The 21963-nt window shown below is 45.4% G+C and carries 18 protein-coding genes, 2 tRNA genes and 1 pseudogene; 16 read left to right on the forward strand and 5 right to left on the reverse strand.

Going from position 1 to position 21963, the window contains the following annotated elements; genetic code table 11:
• Positions 1-381 precede the first annotated feature (381 nt).
• Positions 382-837: an SPOR domain-containing protein gene (locus ACK8P8_RS20230; RefSeq protein ID WP_099292534.1), complete on the forward strand. Its 456-nt coding sequence runs from the start codon at positions 382-384 to the stop codon at positions 835-837.
• A gap of 63 nt (positions 838-900) precedes the next feature.
• Here ACK8P8_RS20230 and ACK8P8_RS20235 read toward each other — a convergent pair whose 3' ends face one another.
• The 4 genes and pseudogenes from ACK8P8_RS20235 to ACK8P8_RS20250 form a co-directional block, all read right to left on the reverse strand.
• Positions 901-4149, reverse strand: a complete 3249-nt coding sequence (locus tag ACK8P8_RS20235) for a S41 family peptidase (RefSeq protein ID WP_410026186.1) — start codon at positions 4147-4149, stop codon at positions 901-903.
• Between the two features lie 238 nt (positions 4150-4387).
• A pseudogene (locus ACK8P8_RS20240) lies at positions 4388-5056 on the reverse strand (cell division ATP-binding protein FtsE); the annotation flags it as partial.
• 67 nt (positions 5057-5123) lie between these two features.
• Positions 5124-5774 carry a ribulose-phosphate 3-epimerase gene (gene rpe, locus ACK8P8_RS20245; protein ID WP_410026187.1) on the reverse strand — a complete coding sequence of 217 codons (651 nt, stop codon included), beginning with the start codon at positions 5772-5774 and terminating at the stop codon, positions 5124-5126.
• Between the two features lie 68 nt (positions 5775-5842).
• Complete coding sequence (locus ACK8P8_RS20250; RefSeq protein ID WP_410026188.1) at positions 5843-6355, reverse strand: gamma carbonic anhydrase family protein; 513 nt, start codon at positions 6353-6355, stop codon at positions 5843-5845.
• 211 nt (positions 6356-6566) lie between these two features.
• On the opposite strand from ACK8P8_RS20250, the gene ACK8P8_RS20255 reads away from it, so the two are divergent.
• The 6 genes from ACK8P8_RS20255 (at position 6567) to ACK8P8_RS20280 (ending at position 8964) form a co-directional block, all read left to right on the forward strand.
• Complete coding sequence (locus ACK8P8_RS20255) at positions 6567-6998, forward strand: Hsp20/alpha crystallin family protein (protein WP_176555073.1); 432 nt, start codon at positions 6567-6569, stop codon at positions 6996-6998.
• Positions 6999-7130: 132 nt separating this feature from the next.
• A tRNA-Gly gene (locus ACK8P8_RS20260) sits at positions 7131-7203 on the forward strand.
• A gap of 9 nt (positions 7204-7212) precedes the next feature.
• Positions 7213-7285: transfer RNA gene (locus ACK8P8_RS20265), tRNA-Gly, on the forward strand.
• Positions 7286-7442: 157 nt separating this feature from the next.
• Positions 7443-7646, forward strand: a complete 204-nt coding sequence (locus tag ACK8P8_RS20270) for a helix-turn-helix transcriptional regulator (protein ID WP_099294559.1) — start codon at positions 7443-7445, stop codon at positions 7644-7646.
• Positions 7643-7963: a HipA N-terminal domain-containing protein gene (locus ACK8P8_RS20275; RefSeq protein WP_410026189.1), complete on the forward strand. Its 321-nt coding sequence runs from the start codon at positions 7643-7645 to the stop codon at positions 7961-7963. The genes ACK8P8_RS20270 and ACK8P8_RS20275 overlap by 4 nt, the downstream gene beginning before the upstream one ends.
• Positions 7960-8964 (forward strand): type II toxin-antitoxin system HipA family toxin, encoded by a 1005-nt coding sequence (locus tag ACK8P8_RS20280; RefSeq protein ID WP_410026190.1) that lies wholly within the window; start codon positions 7960-7962, stop codon positions 8962-8964. Before ACK8P8_RS20275 ends, ACK8P8_RS20280 begins: the two co-directional genes overlap by 4 nt.
• Here ACK8P8_RS20280 and ACK8P8_RS20285 read toward each other — a convergent pair.
• Positions 8961-9263 (reverse strand): Dabb family protein, encoded by a 303-nt coding sequence (locus ACK8P8_RS20285; RefSeq protein WP_099292527.1) that lies wholly within the window; start codon positions 9261-9263, stop codon positions 8961-8963. The two genes, ACK8P8_RS20280 and ACK8P8_RS20285, sit on opposite strands and share 4 nt — an antisense overlap.
• Positions 9264-9381: 118 nt before the next feature.
• Here ACK8P8_RS20285 and ACK8P8_RS20290 point away from each other — a divergent pair, with 118 nt between their 5' ends.
• The 9 genes from ACK8P8_RS20290 to ACK8P8_RS20330 all read left to right on the forward strand — a co-directional run bounded on the left by ACK8P8_RS20290 (position 9382) and on the right by ACK8P8_RS20330 (position 21955).
• Entirely contained in the window at positions 9382-12831 is a 3450-nt protein-coding gene (locus ACK8P8_RS20290; RefSeq protein ID WP_410026191.1) for an AAA family ATPase, read from the forward strand.
• Positions 12828-14144 carry an MATE family efflux transporter gene (locus ACK8P8_RS20295; RefSeq protein ID WP_410026192.1) on the forward strand — a complete coding sequence of 439 codons (1317 nt, stop codon included), beginning with the start codon at positions 12828-12830 and terminating at the stop codon, positions 14142-14144. Before ACK8P8_RS20290 ends, ACK8P8_RS20295 begins: the two co-directional genes overlap by 4 nt.
• 537 nt (positions 14145-14681) lie before the next feature.
• Positions 14682-15212, forward strand: a complete 531-nt coding sequence (locus tag ACK8P8_RS20300; RefSeq protein ID WP_410026193.1) for a UpxY family transcription antiterminator — start codon at positions 14682-14684, stop codon at positions 15210-15212.
• A 74-nt stretch (positions 15213-15286) separates the two neighbouring features.
• Positions 15287-16057, forward strand: coding sequence for a hypothetical protein (locus ACK8P8_RS20305; protein WP_410026194.1), 771 nt, complete (start codon positions 15287-15289; stop codon positions 16055-16057).
• Between the two features lie 3 nt (positions 16058-16060).
• Complete coding sequence (locus ACK8P8_RS20310) at positions 16061-17296, forward strand: nucleotide sugar dehydrogenase (protein WP_410026195.1); 1236 nt, start codon at positions 16061-16063, stop codon at positions 17294-17296.
• 15 nt (positions 17297-17311) lie between these two features.
• Complete coding sequence (locus ACK8P8_RS20315; protein WP_410026196.1) at positions 17312-18358, forward strand: NAD-dependent epimerase; 1047 nt, start codon at positions 17312-17314, stop codon at positions 18356-18358.
• 6 nt (positions 18359-18364) lie between these two features.
• Entirely contained in the window at positions 18365-19420 is a 1056-nt protein-coding gene (locus ACK8P8_RS20320) for a polysaccharide biosynthesis protein (protein ID WP_410026197.1), read from the forward strand.
• Between the two features lie 133 nt (positions 19421-19553).
• On the forward strand, positions 19554-20756 hold the full coding sequence (locus ACK8P8_RS20325) for a capsular polysaccharide biosynthesis protein CapF (protein ID WP_410026198.1): 1203 nt from the start codon (positions 19554-19556) through the stop codon (positions 20754-20756).
• A gap of 14 nt (positions 20757-20770) precedes the next feature.
• Complete coding sequence (locus tag ACK8P8_RS20330; RefSeq protein WP_410026199.1) at positions 20771-21955, forward strand: UDP-N-acetyl glucosamine 2-epimerase; 1185 nt, start codon at positions 20771-20773, stop codon at positions 21953-21955.
• Positions 21956-21963 lie beyond the last annotated feature (8 nt).

Raw genomic sequence — 21963 nt, forward strand, 5'->3', positions numbered from 1 at the left:
GTGTTGATATTGAACTCCTCTCTCATACAAATGCCGTATCTTTAAACCAACGATTAATAACACCTATCTTCTTGATTCTTTTATGATAACAAAATCATTAAGATATTTAGGCGTTCTTGCTTGTGAATAAAAATATTAGATAAAAAATAATTTTAAGTAAAAGTTTCCAGATATCTTTTATATTTGTAGTGTTATTAATCGTTGGTTTTTTGAAACTTTTGGGTATAAAGAAATTATACTTTATTTGATTAGCGATATTCATGAAGGGTTGAGGGCGGAGAATAGAAAAATATTTCAAAAATGTATCGGAGTGTTGTTATTATCATTAATTTTGTTTTTTCAAAGACAGAAAAAATTGGATAACATTTAAAATTGGGAAAAATGAAAATTATTGTATCTGTAATATTACTGGCATTTATAACTGTCAGTTGCGGTACGAACAAACGTGTGTACGCACCACCTTTCGAGGAGGAGGAAACTGAAAATGTTGTTGTGAAAGAGGATGTGCAAGCCACAACCCAAACTACGACCACCAAGAAAGAGAACACGAAACCGGTTGTTTCGAAAGAGGAGAAGGTAACCATGACGCACGGGGATGTTTTGAAACGTTATAACGTGATAGTGGGAAGTTTTGGAGATCAAAATAACGCTATCAATTTGCGGAATAAACTGAACGGAATGGGATATACCAGTATCATTATGCGGAACGAAGCCGGAATGAGTCGGGTGAGTATTGCCGGATTTGACGAGGAGGCTCCCGCTCGGGCTGAATTGTTGCGGATTCGTGAGCAATACCCGGAATTCGCGGATGCTTGGTTGTTGATTTCTAAAAAGTAGTAATACCCCTATAAAAAGAGTGGCGGAGAAGATTCCCCGCCACTTTTTTTATTTATAAGCATGTCATTTAATTTGCTTCAACAAATCTTTCACGGCAGCTTCAACTTGTAAATCACGTCCTTGCATTGCACTTGCAGGATCATTAGACACTTTAATGTCCGGTTCCAGTTGCATGTTTTCGAGAATGCGACCTTGGTTATCTTTCATACCCACCTGTGGAATACCGAATGTGACATTATTGATCATGGTTTCCCACCACACGGCAGTCATTGTTCCCGGGACAGGCATACCGATCAGTTTACCCAATCCCAGTTCTTTGTAAGCCCACGGGAATCCATGCGCGTTACTGTAATTGCTTTCGCTAATCAGCACGGCTGAAGGTTTTGTCCATTGTGCGAACGGATCGATACCGATAAATTGTCCGCGGGGAACAAATTCCGCGTATTGTTTACCACTTAACAGATGCAGCAAATCCTCGTGCAACCAGCCGCCCCCGTTATACCGGGTGTCGATGATAACCGCTTTCCGGTTCCGATAGCGACCTAATAATTCAGAATATGTTTTCCGGAAACTGCGACTATCCATAGAGGCAACGTGAATGTAACCGATTTGCCCGTTTGACAGGCTGTCCACCATGTGTTGGCGCTGTTTCACCCACCGTTGATACAATAATTGATTCAACATGCCGGCGGAAATAGGTTTCACGTATTCTTCCCACTCTTTTTTCTTTATCGGGTCGTAGATAGTTAGCATCGTGCGTTTTCCTGCTTTGCCTTCCAGTAAAGCGAAGTAATCTTCACCCTTCTTGATATCCTGATTGTCAATCTTCCGGATGATCATGCCTGCCGTAATCTTGTCCCCGGATAAATCCAGTGGTCCCCGTTCAATAATTTCGCTGATTTTTAAACCGTCACCGTTGAACTGCTGGTCGAAGAATACACCGAAGTTAGCCGTAGCCGCACGATTTGAACGGGCGTAATACCGGGCACCCGTGTGCGAGGCGTTCAATTCTCCCAGCATCTCACCCAAAAGTTCGGCAAAATCATAATCATTGTTGATATGCGGCAGAAAACGTTCGTAGGCTTTTTTATAAAATGGCCAATCAACTCCTTTGAAGTCTTTATCATAGAATTTATCTGTCACTTGCTGCCACACGTGATTATACAGACTTGCACGTTCTTCTGTCGGTTTCCACTCGAAATCAGCCTTGTAATTCAATTGTTTCAGTTGCCCGTTGCTTTGATTTACCGTGAAAATCTGTCCGCCGGATAATAAATAAAGGGTACGCCCGTCTTTCGACAGTTCTAATGCTCCGCGGCGTCCCGTTTTTGATAAGATGCGGGTCGTGTTATTCTCGAAATCGTGCACCCATAAATCGTGACCACCTTCAAATGCAGCCAGATAGTACAGCTTGTTTCCGTCATTGGATAATATGGCATCCCCTAAGTTGGAGGAGTGAATTGTCATACGAATCATCCGGTCTTCCAAGTTTTGCAAGTTGAAATTCAGTTCAGGAAGGGCGGGGGATTCTTTGCTTTTCTTCGTGTCTTTGCCTTGTTTATCGTTTTTCTTCAAGGTATCGGCCTTTTCTTTTTTAGCTTGTTGGGCTTTCAGTTCTTGAGCCAATGCCCGTTCTTCCTTGCTCATGATGAAATGGTCATAAGCATCGGTATCCAAGAAAAGCCCGTAGATATCACCTTGTGCTCCCCAGCTGCCGTGGCTGCGTAAACCTTGGCGGTCAGTGTACCAGATAATAGCTTTGCCACCCATCACCCAACGGGGATTGGCATCGGTGTAACCGCTATTCGTCAGATTATGTATTTCTCCTTTGCCATCCGCTTTCACGAGGGCGATGTCCGGGTGTTGCCAACCACCTTCCTCGAAGAATTGTGCCAGAATCCAACGCCCGTCCGGTGACCATTCAAAGGATTGATCCCCGTCGGCGTAAGAATAATTGTATTTAGCCGGTAAAACGGTTCTCGATTTTTTACTTTTTAAATCAAGTACCTTGATTTCGGTTCTGTTTTCGAGATAGGCAACTTCTTTCCCGTCCGGGGAGAATTGAGGCTGAAAACAAGCCTGTCCGCCTTTCGTGAGTTGTTCTTCTTCAATTTCACGAGCGTAAACAAAAGATTGGTCATCAGCGTTTTTGATACGGGAAATGTAGAGATTCCATTGTCCGTCACGTTCGGACGCGTACACGAGGGAACGTCCGTCCGGCGAGAAATTCACGTTGCGCTCTTGGGCGGCAGTGTTCGTGATGCGTTTGGTGGTACCGAATTCAGCGTTGGCAACAAAAATATCACCGCGGATGACAACGGCAAATTCTTTCCCGTTCGGGGATACGGCAACTTCTCTCGCTCCGTTGGACCAACTCATTTTACTGACAGCCGGGACGGGGTCGTCCATCACGATATTGACGTTCACTTTTTTGGGTTGTTTGCCGGGAGTCATGGTATAGATTTCCCCGTCAAAGAAGAAACACAATACATCTTCATTCGAGCGGGTAAGGAAACGAACCGGGTGTTTGGTGAATTTCGTTACTTGTTCTATTGTTTGCGGGTTGTCTAAAGACATTTTGCACACGTTGAAACTACCGTAACGTTCACTTAGGAAATACAGCGTGTTATTGTTTGCCGCCAACACGGGATTGCGGTCTTCTACCTGTTTGTTTGTCAGGTTTTTAAATTCTCCGTTTTTCAAATCATACTCCCAAATGTCGCGGCACACGGAAGAAGTATGGTGCTTTCTCCATTCGTCCTCGTATCCTTTCAAGTCATGGTAGTACATTTTATTACCATCTTTCGAGAAACAGATATCGTAGGCTTCAAAAGTCAATACCTGTTTCGGACGACCTCCGGTCACGGGTACTGAATATACTTGTCCTCCCGATGGGAATTGCCCGTATTTTTGATCCGGTAAAAGGGAGCCGCGGAAAAGAATATTTTTCCCGTCATTCGTGAAACATTCCGGGGTAGCACTGCCGGAAAACGTCGTCAGACGGGTAGGGGTTCCGCCATTTACCGGTACCGTGTAGAGATCCATCCCCCCGTCACGTCCGGAAGTGAACGCGATAGTTTTGCTATCCGGCGACCATATCGGATGATAGTCATAGCCGGGATGGGTTGTCAACTGTGTAGCTTTACCTCCGGTAGCGTCTACAAGGAAAATATCTCCTTTGTAGCAGAAAGCGATTGTCTTTCCGTCGGGTGCTATGGACGGGTAACGCATCCATAGAGGATGTTCCTGTGCGGACAAGTTTGAAAATAACAGCAAACTTGTCCAAATCAGAATAAGTTTAATAAAATTCATATTTAACAGATTAAATTAATTCAAACCCAACGATATCCGAATCGTTGTCATCATCTTTTTTCTTGTCCTTTTCGGGAGTCTTTTCCGGTTCGTTTATAACCTCGGCATCAATACTTACTTCTACTTTTATCTCCATTTCTGTTTCCGTTTCTTCGATTTCGCTAAGGATTTCTGTTTCTGTTTCTGTTTCTGTTTCTGTTTCCGGTATTATGACAGGGGGAAGGGCAAAAGAAAAATCTTCGTGCAATGTTCCATTTTCACACCGGAAGACTCGTCCGGGGAAGCGATGGATTAAATCGTATTGATGTGTGGCGATGATTACCGTTTTTCCGCTATCACAGATGTCTTTCAAGAGTTCTACCAATTGATAGGCTGTTTCCGGATCAATATTACCTGTCGGCTCGTCGGCTAGAATGATGGGAGGGGCGTTAAGTAATGCTCGCGCAAGAACTACGCGTTGTTGTTCCCCGCCGGACAATTGGTGAGGGAATTTATCCCGTTTGTCGGGTAAACCGACTTTTTCCAACACTTCATTAATTCTTTCGCGAATCGCTTTCCTGTCTTTCCATCCCGTGGCTTTTAGAACAAACTCCAAATTGGCGTAAACATTCCTGTCGGTCAGTAACTTGAAGTCCTGAAATACGATACCGCATTTGCGGCGCAAATAAGCAACCTGTGACTTTTTTAATTTATTCAATTTGTAGCCCGCTATTTCACCATTACCGTATTTCAAGGGGAGTTCGGCATACAGAGTTTTTAGTAAGGACGTTTTTCCACTACCTACTCTACCTACCAGATACACGAATTCCCCTTCGGCAATCTCTAACGAGACTTCTTTCAATATGGTATTTTGTTGTTGGCGGATGACCGCGTTTTCAAGTTTTATGATTGCTTCCACGCTATTCATTTTAGATTTTAAATTTTAGATTTTAAATTTCGAGATATAGTTCAATTTAAAATCTAAAATTTACAATTTACAATTTTTTGAGTCCTTTGATATTTGCCATCGGATCGGGGGAGTTAAAAACGAAACTTCCCGCGACCAAAGCATCCGCGCCTGCATCTACCAGACGTTGTCCGGTTTCGAAGTTTACACCGCCATCAATTTCGATTAAAGTTTTCGCACCTGTTTCCCGGATTAATTTCTTTAATTTAATGACTTTATTGATGGTTTCCTCGATAAAACTCTGGCCACCGAAACCGGGGTTTACGCTCATGAGTAATACCACGTCGATATCCCGGATGACATCCTCCAGAAGCATAACGGGAGTGTGGGGATTAAGGGAAACTCCTGCTTTCATTCCCTGTGCTTTTATCTGTTGAATTGTCCGGTGGAGGTGGGTACAGGCTTCATAATGCACGGTTAAAATATCGGCTCCGGCTTTCTGGAATGCTTCCACGTATCTTTCGGGTTGCACGATCATCAAATGTACATCCAGAGGTTTTTGGGCTGCTTTCTTGATTTGAGCCACTACCGGAAGACCGTACGAGATGTTCGGCACGAAAACGCCGTCCATGATATCCAGATGAAACCAATCGGCTTCACTTTGATTTACCATTTCAATATCTTTGGAAAGATGCAGAAAATCTGCAGATAATAACGAGGGAGAAACAATAACGCTCATTTTTTGAAATTTAGAATTTAAAATTTAGAATGGAGAATCTTTCATTTTCAATTCTCCATTTTCAATTATTATTTGTACCAGCTGGCATACATAGCGTAGGAGTTGACAATGCGCTCCACTTCATTATGTAATAATTCCGGTCCCATTTGTTTGAGTTTTTTGGCAGGAGCACCCGCGTATACCCATCCGGATTCAACTACAGTTCCTTTGGTAACCACGCTTCCGGCTGCCACGATAGAGTTGCTTTCGATAATAGCGTTGTCCAGCACGATGGCGCTCATTCCGATAAGTACGTTATCGTGGATCGTGCACCCGTGTACAACCGCGTTATGGGCGATAGATACGTTATTCCCTATATTGGTCGGGGATTTTTGGTAAGTAGCGTGTATTGTTGCGTTATCCTGAATATTGACGTTATTTCCTATTTTTATATAGTGTACATCGCCTCTTAAAACAGCACCGTACCATACACTGCAATCGTCGCCCATTTCTACTTCACCGATAATGGCGGCATTTTCTGCCAAGAAACAATTTTTCCCGAATCTCGGGGTGTGTCCGTTTAGTTCTCTAATAATTGCCATAATTTAATTGAAAAATTGAAAACTGAAGATTGAAAATGATATCAATATTCAATTTTACGGTTCATAACTTTTTTGACGAGTCGAAATTACTAAATATACGGCAGAAAACAAGTCACCGGACGGATTATTACGTATTCTTTTTGAAACCGGATGCTCGAGGAAGACGTATAATGGCATATAATTTCTAAACTAAATAACAGGAGAATTATTTATGAGTATCGTAAAAAGAAACAATGATTTAAGGCCTTTCTATTCATCTTTACTGGATGATTTTATATGGCCTTACGGGGAGACGACAGAGCAGAGGAGGTTACCGGCTCTTAACGTGAAGGAGAACGAGAAAACTTTGACATTGGATCTTCAAGTTCCGGGAATGAACAAGGATGACATTAAGTTGGAGTACAAGGACGGTTATTTGACGATTTCGTGCGAGAAGAGGGAGGAGAAAGAGGAGAAGGATAAAGATCAAAAATTTCTGAGAAAAGAATTTTCTTCCGTTTCTTTTCATCGTACGGTAGAGCTGCCCGAAGACAAGTATAACGTGGGGAAGGCTGAAGCTTCGTACAAGGATGGTATTCTGGAAATTACAATGCCGAAGAACGAGGAGAAGAGTAAAATAAGCAGAACGATTCAGGTTAAGTAGATAATTAGTACGTGGAGTTTTGACCGATTTCTCTAAAAAAAATCGGTCATTTTTTTTGCTTTTAGAAAAAAGGTATTACTTTTGCATCGCAATCGAGGAACACCTCACGAGAGTTCTGAAGTTAGTTTGAATGCGAAAATAGCTCAGTTGGTAGAGCATAACCTTGCCAAGGTTAGGGTCGCGGGTTCGAGTCCCGTTTTTCGCTCACTTTCATGCGAAAGTAGCTCAGTTGGTAGAGCACGACCTTCCCAAGGTCGGGGTCGCGGGTTCGAGCCCCGTTTTTCGCTCCCCCGAAAAGAGAGATTCGAAATTAGTTTGAATCTCTCTTTTTTTTATTCTGTTTCGGGATGCAGGAGCATGTTCGGGTGAAATATAATGCACTATTCGTTTGTTTTGTCAAATAAAAATATTATTTTTGTTGATAAAAGGCAAAATAATGCACCTATGATTTTTTATTCAATTATAAAAGAACGTCGGGCTTTGTTGGGATTGACTCAGCAAGATTTGGCAGATTATTCCGGAGTAAGCCTGCGGATAATCAAAAGTATAGAGACAGGCAAAGGCAATCCTTCTGTTCGTACGCTGACTAAAATCGCGGATACACTGGGGTTGGAATTATTACTGAAAGTGAAGGAGGTAATTAAATGAGACAAGCGGAAGTTTACGCTAATGGTGTGTTGGCCGGAACGTTGACGGAAACAGAGCATGGAGTATATATTTTTCGTTATGATGATTCGTTCTTGCTCAACAAGGAGCAAACAGCAATCAGTCTGTCATTTCCGAAAAGTCAACGTGAATTTTTGTCGAAAGAACTTTTTCCGTTCTTTTATAATATGCTTTCGGAGGGGACAAATAAAGCCATCCAATGTCAGACTCTGAAAATTGACGAGAACGATGCTTTCGGGTTATTATTAGCAACGGCTCACACTGACACGATAGGGGCCATAACGGTAAAAAAGATATGATAAATATTGAAGTTTGTCCCGGCAATTTGATTCCGGGGTTCGACACGTATAGCCCTGCTTGTCGGAAAAATCTATTTAACGGGAAAAAGGTTTCACCCGTGCTGGATTTCAATTATGATGCGGATTGCTTGGAGGTTATCGAAAGCATTAATCAAATATCCGTATCGGGAGTGCAAGAGAAACTTTCGGCTATTGTGGAGAATGGGAAAATTATACTTACCCCGACCGGACAGCAGGGGCGATATATAATTAAGCCTATGCCGAACTACAAGTATCTGCGTTTTCGTAACTTTATTCCTGCCAATGAACACTTGACGATGCAAATAGCCAAGCAAGTCTACAAGATAAATGTTGCCGAAAACGGGCTACTCTTTTTTGCAAACGGGGATGCGGCATATATTACCAAGCGTTTTGACTTTGATATTAATGGTAATAAAATCAAGCAGGAAGATTTTTCATCATTGGCACAAAAAACAACTTTCACTCATGGCAAGGATTACAAATACACGGGAAGCTACGAGGATGTAGCTACACTATTGAAAGCCAACGTGTCGGCGTGGCAGGTGGAAATGAGCAAGTTATTTACGCTCCTTATATTTAACTATCTGTTTGCCAATGGCGATGCTCATTTGAAAAACTTTTCATTGCAACAATCTGCTAACGGTGACTACCTATTATCTCCCGCTTATGACTTGATGAATACATCCATTCACGTGCGGGACGAGGATTTTGCACTGCAAGGTGGTCTGATGCCGGAAAGTGAACATTCTGAGGTTTACCACAATAGCGGTCACCCGTGCAAAGAAGATTTTATCACATTTGCCAACCGGACAGGTGTATTACCTAAAAAACGGGATGCAATTATCAAGATGTTCTCGGATAACAATCCACTGATTGATAAGTTGATAGACCGTTCGTTTTTGGACGATAAAATCAAGCGGATGTATAGACGTTCCTATCAGGAACGTCTGAGCAGGTTCTTGAGGCAGAGTGTAATTTAATCGGTAAAATCCACGAAAACCCGGCTTTCACGGATCTTTTTACAATAATCGCTTACTTTCACGTGTTCCGGGTGGACTTTGTAGCGGGCAAGTGCATCAGCATCTTCAAAGGTCGAGATAAGAACGGCATCGTATGCCATATCGGAATTTTTCTCGTTGATACCGACTTGCAGCGATTTGATTTCCGGAACGATGCCTACGAGTCTTTCCAGACTTTCTTTCATGATGATCGCGTTTTCCACTTTTGTTTTTCCTTCGGCAAACTCCTTGAGTTTCCACATGACGATATGTTTTAGCATACTTTTTGATTTTAAATAAAACGATGCAAAAATAGTCTTTTGTCAAAAATAAAGCTAATTTTGGAAGCGAAGAGAAGCGGAGGGGGTGACAGAGTAATAAAAATATAAATAAACGATTATGGCAGGGAAAGCAAAAAGCACAAAAGTGTCGAAAAATCAAGCTGCTACAGATATAAATTTTAAATTCAAAAGTATTCGAACGAGTTGTAGCGGGAGCATTGATTTCGCCGGGAACAAGCGTTATCGCACGGTTTTCCGGTTGAACGAGGTGGAGAGGTTGTACGTGGATACGGAAATAATAAATAAACAATTTGATGAAAAGGCATGGGACGCGAAGATTGTTGCCGCTCTCGTGTATATGAACGGGGAGCAACCTGAGCTCGTGGCGCAAAAGGGGGGAAAGGTTACCATTCCGGAGGTGGAACCTGTTTTCAGGTTTTCGACCGATTTCTCTGCTGAAGACTTCACCGGTTTTACTCTTAAAGAGGGTGTTTACCGGGTGCAAATGGTTATCAACGGGCAGGCGGGCTTGTCCGATGAAATACATCTGTTGGAATCGCACGATCTGTATCGTGATTATTTCCAATTATTGGATATCGGTTTGGATAAATGCGTGGAGGAGGCTCCCGATGTACAACGACCTCATTCATTTCGGGCTTTTGCCGGGGAAGGGTTGACAGACGTGCGTTTCTATCTCGTGGCGGAGAATTTCTTGTCCGACGAATGGACGTATGAATTCATGATAAATATTTTTGACTCGAGCGGGATGTTGAAAGCGAATCGGGTAGCTAAAGGAAATTACTATATCCCGAACCGGGAGGGAAAGCGTTTGCTTTGTTTCGCCTTGGATCTGGGAGCCGGGCTGGAGAATTTCTGGGAGGAAGGAGAATACCGGGTAGAAGTATCGTGCTTCGATCAACCCGTGATTCAACTGGAGTTTGCCATCGGAGAACAGGATGTGCCCTATAATTTCGCCGACGAAATAGCCGCGGTGAACGGTCAGGTGCACGAGGCGGCGGGTATGCCGTCAACACCCCAAGACAAGGAGGAGGCACTGTCCCGTTTGTACCAACTGGTCGGGTTACGTAAGGTAAAAGAAGAAATTACCCGTGTTTACGAGTTGGCGGAGTTCGTGAAGATGCGGCAGGAGAACGGCTTCAGTGATAAACTTCCTCTGATGAACATGATCTTTATGGGTAACCCGGGAACCGGTAAACACACGGTTGCCGGGATCGTGGGAGAGATTCTCTACCATTCGGGTGTTTTGGCGAACGGGAAAATACATCAATATAAACGGGAAGATTTTTCCCGTCCGGGAATGGCGGTGGAAGAACAATTAATTCGGGAAGCCATCGCGAAGAGTACGGGTGGAATCCTTTACATAGAGGATGCTGACGAATTGTACCCGACGAATGACCCGAACGATCCGGCGATGCGTATTTTTACCGTGTTGTTGGGAATACTGGAACAGGAACAACCGCCTCTGGTGGTGGTCATGGCGGGTGACGGGATGCCTTTGCAGGCTATTTCCGATGGAATCCCGGGTATGAAGAAATGTTTCCCTTACCAGTTTATCTTTGACGATTATTCGGCGGATGAATTGATGGAGATTACCCGCCAGATGCTGGAAAGAAGGCAATTCAAGTTTACGCCGGAGGCGGAGAACAAATTCTTTAATATGCTGAAGGATTGCTGTACCGTGAAAGATTCGGGATTCGATAACGGCAGGTTTATAGAGGAACGATTGAACGATGCCGCGAACCGGATGGCAAAGCGCTTGATGTCGAATCACAAGGGTACTCGCTCGAAAGAGGATATGATGTTGCTCAAGGTAGAGGATATCGAAACCCTCGAGCAGCCCGATCCGAATAAATCGGTAGACGCGTTTAACGGGATGATCGGCTCGAAGGAATTGAAAAACAGCTTGATCAGCTATATCAATTATATTTATTTTATCCGGGAAAGACAGAAACACGGTTATGCCGATGTGATTCCGCCTCTACACATGTTGTTTACCGGGAACCGGGGAACGGGAAAAACTACCGTGGCACGTATGCTCGGGGAGATATTCGAGTCCGCGGGGATATTGCAAACGTCCATGGTAACGGTCAGGAGCAGGGGGGAACTTATCGGCGACGGTTCTATTCCGCCTCAACAGATTGCCATGTACGTGTTTGAACAGGCGAGGGGTGGTATCCTTTTCTTGGAAGACGCTCATACATTATTCCAAGACAGCGCGGGAGCTTCGGCATTAAGCGTTATTTTCGGGCAATTGTCGCCCGCGGATAACGGGGATACCATCGTGATATTGAGTGGCGATCCTGATGAAATGGACAAGGCGCTTGCTGGGAACCCGAGAGTGAAGACGCTTTTCCCGTATCACTTCCATTTTGCCGATTACACGCCGGAAGAGTTGCTGGAAATAGCCGTCCAGAAGATAACCGAGAAGAATTACACTTTGCACCCGAAGGCGAAAGAGGCATTCCATGCTTTGGTCACACAGGTATGCAAAGAACATGATAAATATTTCGGGAATGCTCTATTTGTCGATAAGATGGTGGATAAGGCCATTCACAACCTGTCTGCCCGCACCATGAAGATTAGAAAAGAGAGGGAACTTACCCGGAAAGAGATCACGACGTTGATGGCAGCGGATATACCCACTGCAACTTCCGAGCTTCCCAATTCCTACAAGGATACTTTTGACGAGAAGTCAATCACCGCGGCCTTGAAGGATTTGGATCACATGATAGGACAAGAGAAGCTTAAAAAACAAATTCATGATTTCGTGGATCTGGCTCGTCATTACAATCAACAAGGGATCAAGCTAAATACCCGTCTGTCCCTGCAATGGTGTTTTACCGGTAATTCCGGTATGGGAAAGGGAACGGTTGCACGTATTATCGCCCGTATTTATAAGGCCATGGGAATTATAGACAAGAGCGAGGTGACCAGCTTTAAGGTGGAACGTCTGATCGGGTTGACGGAGGAGGATGCCGTGCAGAGTATCGGTGTTGCCTTGTTACAATCCAAGGGGGGACTGTTCTTCTTCGACGAAGATTCCAGTAGCCTGAATGAAATCTCCGGTTTCCGGGATCGGGTAAGGGCTATACTCGTGAACCAGTTGGCGACTCAACCGGGGGCTTATAACGTGATTTACGCCAAACAGGACCCGCCCCGTCAGATTATTAACGACGAGGTGGAGAAGGTTTCCGACATGATTAATATTCTTGTTTTCGAGGACTACACGGAGGAGGAGTTAATGGAAATACTCAAACGGGATCTGGCAACGGACAATACCCGTATGACCCGGACGGCACAACAGCATATGGCTCAGTTTATTTCCTATATCGTGAACAACAAGAAACGAAGTCACGCGAGTGCCCGTTTGATAAAACTGGTTGCGGAAATGATGATTCGTAACCGGATACAACGTTTGGCAAAGAATGGAAAGATGAATGACACGGAGCATACTTATTCGATTATAAAGCAGGACGTGGAGATGTTCACCCCGCAAATGTTGGATAGTATGATTTCGGAACGGCAGACAATCGGGTACAAGCAATGAATCGTAGAATACTTCGTCTTGCTATTCCTTCTATCGTGTCGAATATCACCGTTCCTTTGTTGGGATTGGTGGACGTGACGATCGTGGGGCATTTGGGGGCTACCGCCTTTATCGGTGCTATCGCGGTGGGGGGATTATTGTTTAATATTTTGTACTGGAATTTCGGTTTTCTGCGGATGGGAACCAGTGGACTGACCTCACAGGCATACGGGCGAAAAGACCAAGACGCAGAAACGCGGGTTCTCGTGCAGGCGGTGAGCGTGGGACTGATTTCCGCCGTGATGATGTTGATACTGCAATATCCCATAGAACGGTTGGCTTTCAGGTTATTGGACACGAGTGCAGAAGTAGAACGATACGCCGTTACCTATTTTCGGATATGCATTTGGGGGGCACCTGCCGTGCTGGCACAATACGGTTTCACGGGGTGGTTTATCGGGATGCAAAATTCCCGCTACCCGATGTATATCGCTATCGTGATGAACGTGATCAATATCTTGTGCAGTGCGTGTCTGGTTTTCGTGTTCGGGATGAAAGTCGAGGGGGTGGCGTTGGGAACAGTAATAGCCCAGTATAGCGGGGTATTTATGGCTGCCGGACTTTGGTGGTTTAATTTTAAGGAGTTACGACCGCTTATCAAATTCAAGGGGAGTCTTCAGTTGCTTGCCATGCGTAGATTCTTTGCCGTGAACCGTGATATTTTCTTGCGTACCTTGTGCCTGATCGGGGTAACTACATTTTTCACTTCCACGGGAGCAAGGCAGGGGGATGTGATTTTGGCTGTCAATACTTTGTTAATGCAGTTGTTTACCTTATTCTCCTATATCATGGATGGCTTTGCTTACGCGGGAGAGGCTCTTGCCGGACGTTACGTGGGGGCTTGTGATCTTCGCCGGTTGCGGCAGGCAGTACGGGCTTTATTCGGCTGGGGCGTGGGATTATCCTTGGTGTTTACCGTTTTATATGTAGTCGGGGGAGAAGGTTTTCTCGGTTTGCTCACGAATGACTGGGAAGTGATTCAAACGGCAAGCCATTATTTTTACTGGGTTCTGGCAATTCCCTTGGCAGGATTTGCCGCTTTTCTATGGGACGGTATTTTGATAGGAGCCACGGCTACCCGATACATGTTGTGGGCGATGTTGGTTGCTGCCGGGGCTTTCTTCCTTATATATTATACCTGTTCCGGGGCCACGAACAATCACATGTTATGGCTTTCGTTTCTTGTTTATCTGGCTTTACGGGGAATCATGCAGACCGTATGGAGCCGCCGGATATTCTCGGAGGGGTATTTGCAGAAGATGAAGGACTCGTAGTATATCTTTTCGCCATACTAAGTCTATCGATACTTAACCTCAAGTTCGAAGCATGAACGAATCATGAACGTAGCATAGACGTAAATTTGCGTTTATGCTATATTTATGATGTGTATATGCAGGATTTTTGTGGTTAGGCAATGATTGTGCAATGATCATTCAAATGTTTACAAGAATGTGTCGTATCTATTTGATACTTTGTTATTTCATAATTCAATTTGTGAATTAATAAATGATCGTTTAATGCGCTGCAAATATACATCATTTTTATTTTCCGCAAATATTTCCAGTGACATTTTTTATTTCTCGTAATTAAGTGATTATGTTTTTGTGAATTTTGTTAGTGAGCAAATATTGTTAATGCCATTAAACGATGGTTTGTTGATATGAAATATCGTTTATCAAAACAGCTTTCGTGCGTCTATAATATATAACACTGTTTAAGTGGGGCGCATGAAACACATGGCAATAAATCAGGACCGGTAATAGGGTTAGTGCGCGAAGCGCGTCCGGTCGGCTGATAGAATAAACAATTACATGATCGAGGATAAGAAATTGCATTGGTATGTCGCTTACACGCGAGTGAACCAAGAATTGGTGATCAAGAAGAAATTGGATGAATTGGGAATCGAGAATTTTCTCCCGCGTGAGGAGCAAGTTCGCGATACCCCGTTTGGTCGGAAAACGATTCGTGTCCTTTTGATTCACGGTATGATTTTTATCCGTACGGATAAAGTGACGAGTTTCTCCTTGCTCAACGAGTATTCCCTGAATATTGTTTACTTGAAGGATATCGAAGGTCGTCGCTCCTTGATCGTTCCCGACAAACAGATGGAAGATTTCATGTTCTTGTTGGATTTTTCTGCCGCCGGAATCGAGGTATTGAATAAAGACTTGAAGCGAGGAGATCGGATTCGAGTGATTAAAGGTCCGTTAGTGGGGTTGGAAGGAGAACTGGTGCGTTTGCGAGGTCACAAGCGGGTGGTAATCCGTTTGGATGGTGTTGCATCGATTGCCACGTCTTATATCCCGGGTTCATTCCTTGAAAAAATAGAGAGAAACAATTAATTTAAGATTTATGAATTACGATTTATGATTAAAAAAGAGTCAAGAAGTACAATTAAAATCATAAATCTAAAATCGTGAATCAAGAAATAGAGATGGAAAAAGGTTTATTTCACGAATTGTACAAGCAACTGGACAGTCTTGATTTCCGGTTGTATCCCCCGGCATTATTGTCCGGTTTGTTACACGGTTACCTGACGATGTACTCTATGGTACGGGTATACCCATGGTTGGAGAATGATTTCGGCACTCCCGGTGCTATCCACGAGCGAGCGAAATCAATCATTCACTTGTACCCCGGACAGTTGAACGGTGATGTTCCCGTGGATACCCGTGCCGGTTACGCGGCGGACAAGATGGATGTCTACCAGTTGTACTCGGACTTGGGTTACTTGAAAAACGGTTTGGACGCGGCGTACCGGATACTGTCGGCACGGGGGAACGGCAAGATCTCGTTGCCTTGTCGGACACCGAATATTTGCCGGATGCTATGTAATTGTTATTATTTTGCCGGAGATGAGGCGTGTGGGGAACTTGCAGGGCATTTGGTCACGGAGGCCTTGGGATATATTCGAGGTGGTGCTCGTGGTGTGTTGTTGTCTTGGTGGGATGCTATTTGCTTGTATGATGACGTGGTTGGGGCGATGATGTTGCCCGAGGAAGATTATAAACGGTTGGAGGAAGAACGGGCTCGTTTGCGGGTTAGCGTGGAGCGTGAGGAGGATAAAAGAATCGAGTGCTTCCGGCAAGCGGGGCAGGATGCGGATTTTGGTTTGGTATCGGAGGTTTTTTATATTTTGGCGAAACGGGAGTTTGCAGAGGGTAATAAAACTAGCAACAATTATTAACACATGATAAAAATATCAGTAGCAGGAACCGGTTATGTCGGTTTAAGCATCGCAACCTTGTTGGCCCAGCATAACGAGGTGACAGCCGTGGATATTGTGCCCGAGCGTGTTGAACTGGTGAATAGTAAAAGATCACCTATTCAAGATGATTATATAGAGGAGTACTTGGCAACGAAACCTTTGAACCTTCGTGCCACCACGGATTGGGAGATGGGGTACAGGGATGCCGAGTTCGTGGTAATTGCTGCCCCGACCAATTATGACAGTCAAAAGAATTTTTTTGACACGTCGGCAGTGGAGGACGTGATCGAGAAGGTGACGCGAGTGAACCCGAATGCTATTATGGTTATTAAAAGTACGATTCCAGTTGGTTACACTAAAAACGTGCGAGAGAAATTCAAGACGAGGAATATCATCTTTGCCCCGGAATTTCTGCGGGAGAGTAAGGCGCTTTACGATAACCTTTATCCCTCTCGAATCATCGTGGGGTACGAGCAATCGGACAAGGAAGTGGAAAAGAAAGCGAAGCAGTTTGCCGCTCTAATCAAGGATGGTGCCATCGAGAAAGACGTACCCGTGCTTTACATGGGTAGCACGGAAGCCGAGGCGGTGAAGCTATTCGCGAATACTTACCTGGCTTTACGGGTAAGTTATTTCAACGAGTTGGATACTTATGCCGAATTGAAAGGGTTGAACACGCGGCAAATCATCGAGGGCGTTTGTCTTGACCCGAGAATCGGTGATCACTATAATAACCCGAGTTTCGGTTACGGTGGGTATTGTTTGCCGAAGGACACGAAGCAACTGTTGGCGAATTACGCGGATGTTCCGCAAGACATGATGAGCGCGATCGTGGAAAGCAACCGGACACGGAAAGATTTTATTGCAGACCAAGTGTTGAAGATGGCGGGTTATTACAAGTCGAACAGCGATTACGACGCTTCCCGGGAACATGTTTGTACGATTGGAGTTTATCGTTTGACGATGAAGGCGAATTCTGACAACTTTCGCCAGTCTAGCATCCAGGGGGTGATGAAACGGGTGAAGGCTAAAGGAGCTCGAGTGATCGTTTACGAGCCGACGTTGGAAGACGGTACGACGTTCTTCGGTAGCGAGGTGGTGAATGATCTTGCCGAGTTCAAGAAGCGGAGTCAGGCGATTATTGCCAACCGGTATGACGCTTGCTTGGATGAGGTGGCGGGGAAGGTGTACACGAGAGATGTTTTCAAGAGGGATTGATAGTTTAATAAATAAATGAGAATACTAGTAACGGGAGCGGCCGGTTTTATCGGTTTCCACGTGGTGAAACGCCTCTTGGAACGGGGCGATGAAGTGATCGGGTTGGATAACATCAACGATTATTATGACGTGAACTTGAAGTACGCCCGGTTGGCGGAAACGGGGATCAAGCGGGAAGATATTGCCCCCGGGAAATTGGCGTGGAGCGGGAGATACCCTTTGTATTGTTTCGTGTTGATGAACCTGGAGGATCGTGTACGATTGCCGGAACTGTTCGTGCGGGAGAAGTTCGATCGGGTGATCAATCTGGCGGCACAGGCAGGGGTTCGTTACTCTATCGAGAACCCGTTTGCTTACGTGGATAGTAACCTCGTGGGGTTCGTGAACGTTTTGGAGTGTTGCCGCCACCACGGCATACAACACCTGGTTTACGCTTCCTCGAGTAGCGTGTACGGGGCGAATGACAAGGTACCTTTCTCGGAAGATGACCGAGTGGACGATCCCGTGAGCCTGTACGCCGCCACGAAAAAAGCGAACGAGTTGGTGGCGAGTTGTTATTCCAAACTTTATGGGATACCCGCTACAGGATTAAGATTCTTCACGGTTTACGGACCATGGGGGCGTCCGGACATGGCACCTATGCTTTTTGCGCGGGCAATCGAGAATGGTGAACCGATCAAGGTATTTAATAACGGGGATTTGAGTCGTGATTTTACCTACATTGATGATATCGTGGAAGGAGTGATACGGGTGTTGGACAAAGTGCCGGAAAGCGACGGGGATCGCCGTCACGAGGTTTATAACATCGGTTGTTCCTCACCTGTGAAATTGATGGATTTCATCGAGTGCTTGGAAAATGCCCTCGGCAAAAAAGCGGAGAAGGTATACTTGCCGATGCAGCCGGGTGACGTGTACCAGACTTACGCTGACACTTCGAAACTGGAGCGTGAAGTGGGGTACAAGCCGAGAGTAGCGTTGAAAGAAGGAGTCGGAGAGTTCGTGAAGTGGTGGAGGTGGCAAAAATCACTCAATAAAATTGACTTAGGAGTAAAATATAATTAGTTAAATATGTCCATTTTTAAAGACAAAGTTTTGTTGATTACTGGGGGAACAGGTTCTTTCGGTAATGCGGTATTACGACGATTCTTGAATTCGGATATCAAGGAGATCAGGATATTCAGTCGTGACGAGAAGAAGCAGGATGATATGCGTCATCAGCTACAAAACCCGAAGGTGAAGTTTTATATCGGCAACGTGCGGGACAGGCAATCGGTAGACGGGGCGATGATGGGTGTGGATTACGTGTTTGCGGCGGCAGCGTTGAAGCAGGTGCCAAGTTGCGAGTTTTTTCCGTTGCAGGCGGTGCAGACAAACGTGATCGGGACGGATAACGTGTTGGAATCGGCGATCGCCCACGGGGTGAAGAACGTTGTGGTGTTGTCGACGGACAAGGCTGCTTACCCGATTAATGCGATGGGAATCTCGAAGGCGATGATGGAAAAGGTTGCGATTGCCAAGGGACGGGCGTTGGGAGAGGGGGCAGCGACGACAATTTGTTGCACTCGCTACGGTAACGTGATGGCAAGCCGTGGGAGCGTGATCCCGTTGTGGGTGGAGCAGATCAAGTCGGGGAAACCGATCACGGTGACGGACCTGAATATGACCCGTTTCATGATGACATTGGATGATGCGGTGGACCTGGTGATGTACGCTTTCGAGCACGGTCATAACGGGGATTTGTTCGTGCAGAAAGCGCCGGCGGCGACATTGGAGGTGTTGGCATCGGCGTTGAAGCGGCTGTACAAGACGAACTCGGAGGTGAAGGTGATTGGCACACGTCACGGGGAGAAATTATACGAAACGCTGGTGACTCGGGAGGAGATGGCGAAGGCGATAGACATGGGGGATTATTACCGTATCCCTTGCGATACCCGGGATTTGAATTACGACAAGTTTTTCACGGAGGGGAACGAGGACATGGCGAGAATAGAGGATTATCACTCGCACAACACGACTCGTCTAGATGTGGAGGGAATGATGAATTTATTATTGAAGTTGCGTTTTATCCGTGAGGATCTTGGGTTGGAAGAAAGGGGAAAAACGACAGAAATTAAGTCGGAATAAATTATACATATCTAATTTTGGATTGAGAAGAGATTGAATACTTGATTTTTTTATAAAGGTTCATACTTTCACAAGGGGTAGTAATAGTATTGGGTGTGGGTAGATCTTTTCTGTTGTAAATAGCGGAAATCTTATGAATATACTTGTGACGGGAGCACGTGGTTTCGTGGGGCGGAATCTCGTGTCCCAATTGCGCAACATACAGGCGGGCAAGGCTCGTTGTTATGGTGATGTGGCGGTTGATGCCGTTTTTGAATATGATATTGACACGGACCCGGGAGAACTGGATAGGTTCTGTCGAGAGTGCAATTTCGTGTTCAATCTTGCCGGGGTGAATCGCCCGAAAGACCCGGTGGAGTTCATGGAGGGAAATTTCGGTTTCGCCTCAACTTTACTGGAAACGTTGAAGAAGCACGGGAACACTTGCCCGGTAATGCTTGCCAGTTCTATACAAGCCACCATGGTGGGACGTTACGCCGGGAGTCTATACGGGGAGTCTAAAAAGGCGGGAGAGGAGTTGTTTTTCCGTTATGCAGAGGAAACGGGTGCGAAGGTGTTAGTGTATCGTTTCCCTAATTTATTTGGCAAATGGTGTCGCCCGAATTACAATAGCGCCGTGGCAACTTTTTGTAACAATATCGCTAACGATCTTCCCGTTCAAGTGAACGATCGCTCGACAGGGTTGGAATTGTTGTATATCGATGACCTGGTGGACGAGATGATTGCCGCACTTCGGGACGAGGAACATCATTGCGAGTTCGAGGGTGTGGAAACCGTGTTAATGCCGGGGGGACGTTATTGTGCGGTGCCAACAACACACAAGGTAACGCTGGGCGAGATTGTCGATTTGCTGGAAACCTTCAAGGAACAGCCCCGGACGCTGGTGATGCCCAATATTGCCCCCGGGAGTTTCGCCAAGAAATTGTACAGCACTTACTTGAGCTATTTACCGGCTGGGAAGGTGGCGTTCCCGTTGAAGATGAATGCGGATGACCGCGGGTCGTTCACGGAGCTTTTGCGCACCTTTAATCACGGTCAGGTGAGCGTGAATATTTCCAAACCGGGAATCACGAAAGGGCAACATTGGCATAACTCGAAGTGGGAGTTTTTTATCGTGGTGAGCGGTCACGGGTTAATTCAAGAGCGGAAGATCGGGACGGACGAGGTGATCGAGTTTGAGGTTTCGGGCGAGAAGATCGAGGCTGTACATATGTTGCCAGGATACACGCACAATATAATTAATCTCAGTGCCACGGATGACCTTGTAACGGTAATGTGGGCGAACGAGGCTTTTGACCCGGGGAAACCGGATACTTATTTTGAGCCGGTAAAATAAATTTTTTAGAATAGATGGAAGTAAAATATGATTATTCAACCGTGGCGTTCAAGAATGACGGTCGGTTGAAGTTGTTGATCATCGTGGGAACGCGTCCGGAGATTATCCGTTTGGCGGCGGTAATAAACAAGTGTCGCATGTATTTCGACACGATACTTGCCCACACGGGGCAGAATTACGATTATAACCTGAACGGGGTGTTTTTCCGGGATTTGAAACTTTCAGATCCGGAGGTGTACATGGATGCGGTCGGCGATGATCTTGGAGCGACGATGGGAAATATCATTAACGCCAGTTATAAATTGATGGTGCAGTTGCAACCTGAGGCGGTGCTCGTGCTGGGAGATACCAACTCGTGCCTGTCAGTGATAGGGGCGAAGCGGTTGCATATCCCGATATTCCACATGGAGGCGGGAAACCGTTGCAAAGATGAATGTCTACCGGAGGAAACGAACCGTCGTATAGTAGATATCATCTCTGACGTGAATATGGCGTATTCCGAACATGCTCGTCGTTACTTGGCTGATTGCGGGTTGCCTAGGGAACGCACGTACGTGACGGGGTCGCCCATGGCCGAGGTGCTTCACGAGAATCTTGCAGAGATTGAAGCCAGCGATGTGCATCGACGCCTGGGGTTGGAGAAAGGCAAATACATCTTGTTGAGTGCTCATCGGGAGGAGAATATAGATACAGAGAAGAATTTCTTGTCGCTTTTCACCGCCATCAACAAGATGGCAGAGAAGTACGATATGCCGATACTTTACAGTTGTCACCCGCGTAGTCGCAATCGTATCGCGGCCAGTGGATTTCAACTTGCTCCTCGTGTGATCCGGCATGAGCCGCTTGGTTTCCACGATTACAATTGCCTTCAGATGAACGCTTTTGCCGTGGTAAGTGATAGCGGTACACTCCCGGAGGAGAGTTCTTTCTTTACCTCGATGGGACATCCTTTCCCGGCAGTTTGTATTCGCACAAGCACTGAGCGCCCCGAGGCTATCGACAAGGCAGACTTTATCATTGCCGGAATTGACGAGAAGAGTTTGTTACAGGCAGTAGATTTGGCGGTGGAACTTTGCAAGGATGGACAGCACGGTATTCCTGTTCCTGATTACGTGGACGAGAACGTGAGCACGAAGGTGGTGAAGATTATACAGAGTTATGTGGGGATCGTGAATAAGATGGTGTGGAGGAAGTTCTGATAATACTA

This window comes from Butyricimonas muris, from assembly GCF_046365375.1.
Classification (GTDB): Bacteria; Bacteroidota; Bacteroidia; order Bacteroidales; family Marinifilaceae; genus Butyricimonas; species Butyricimonas muris.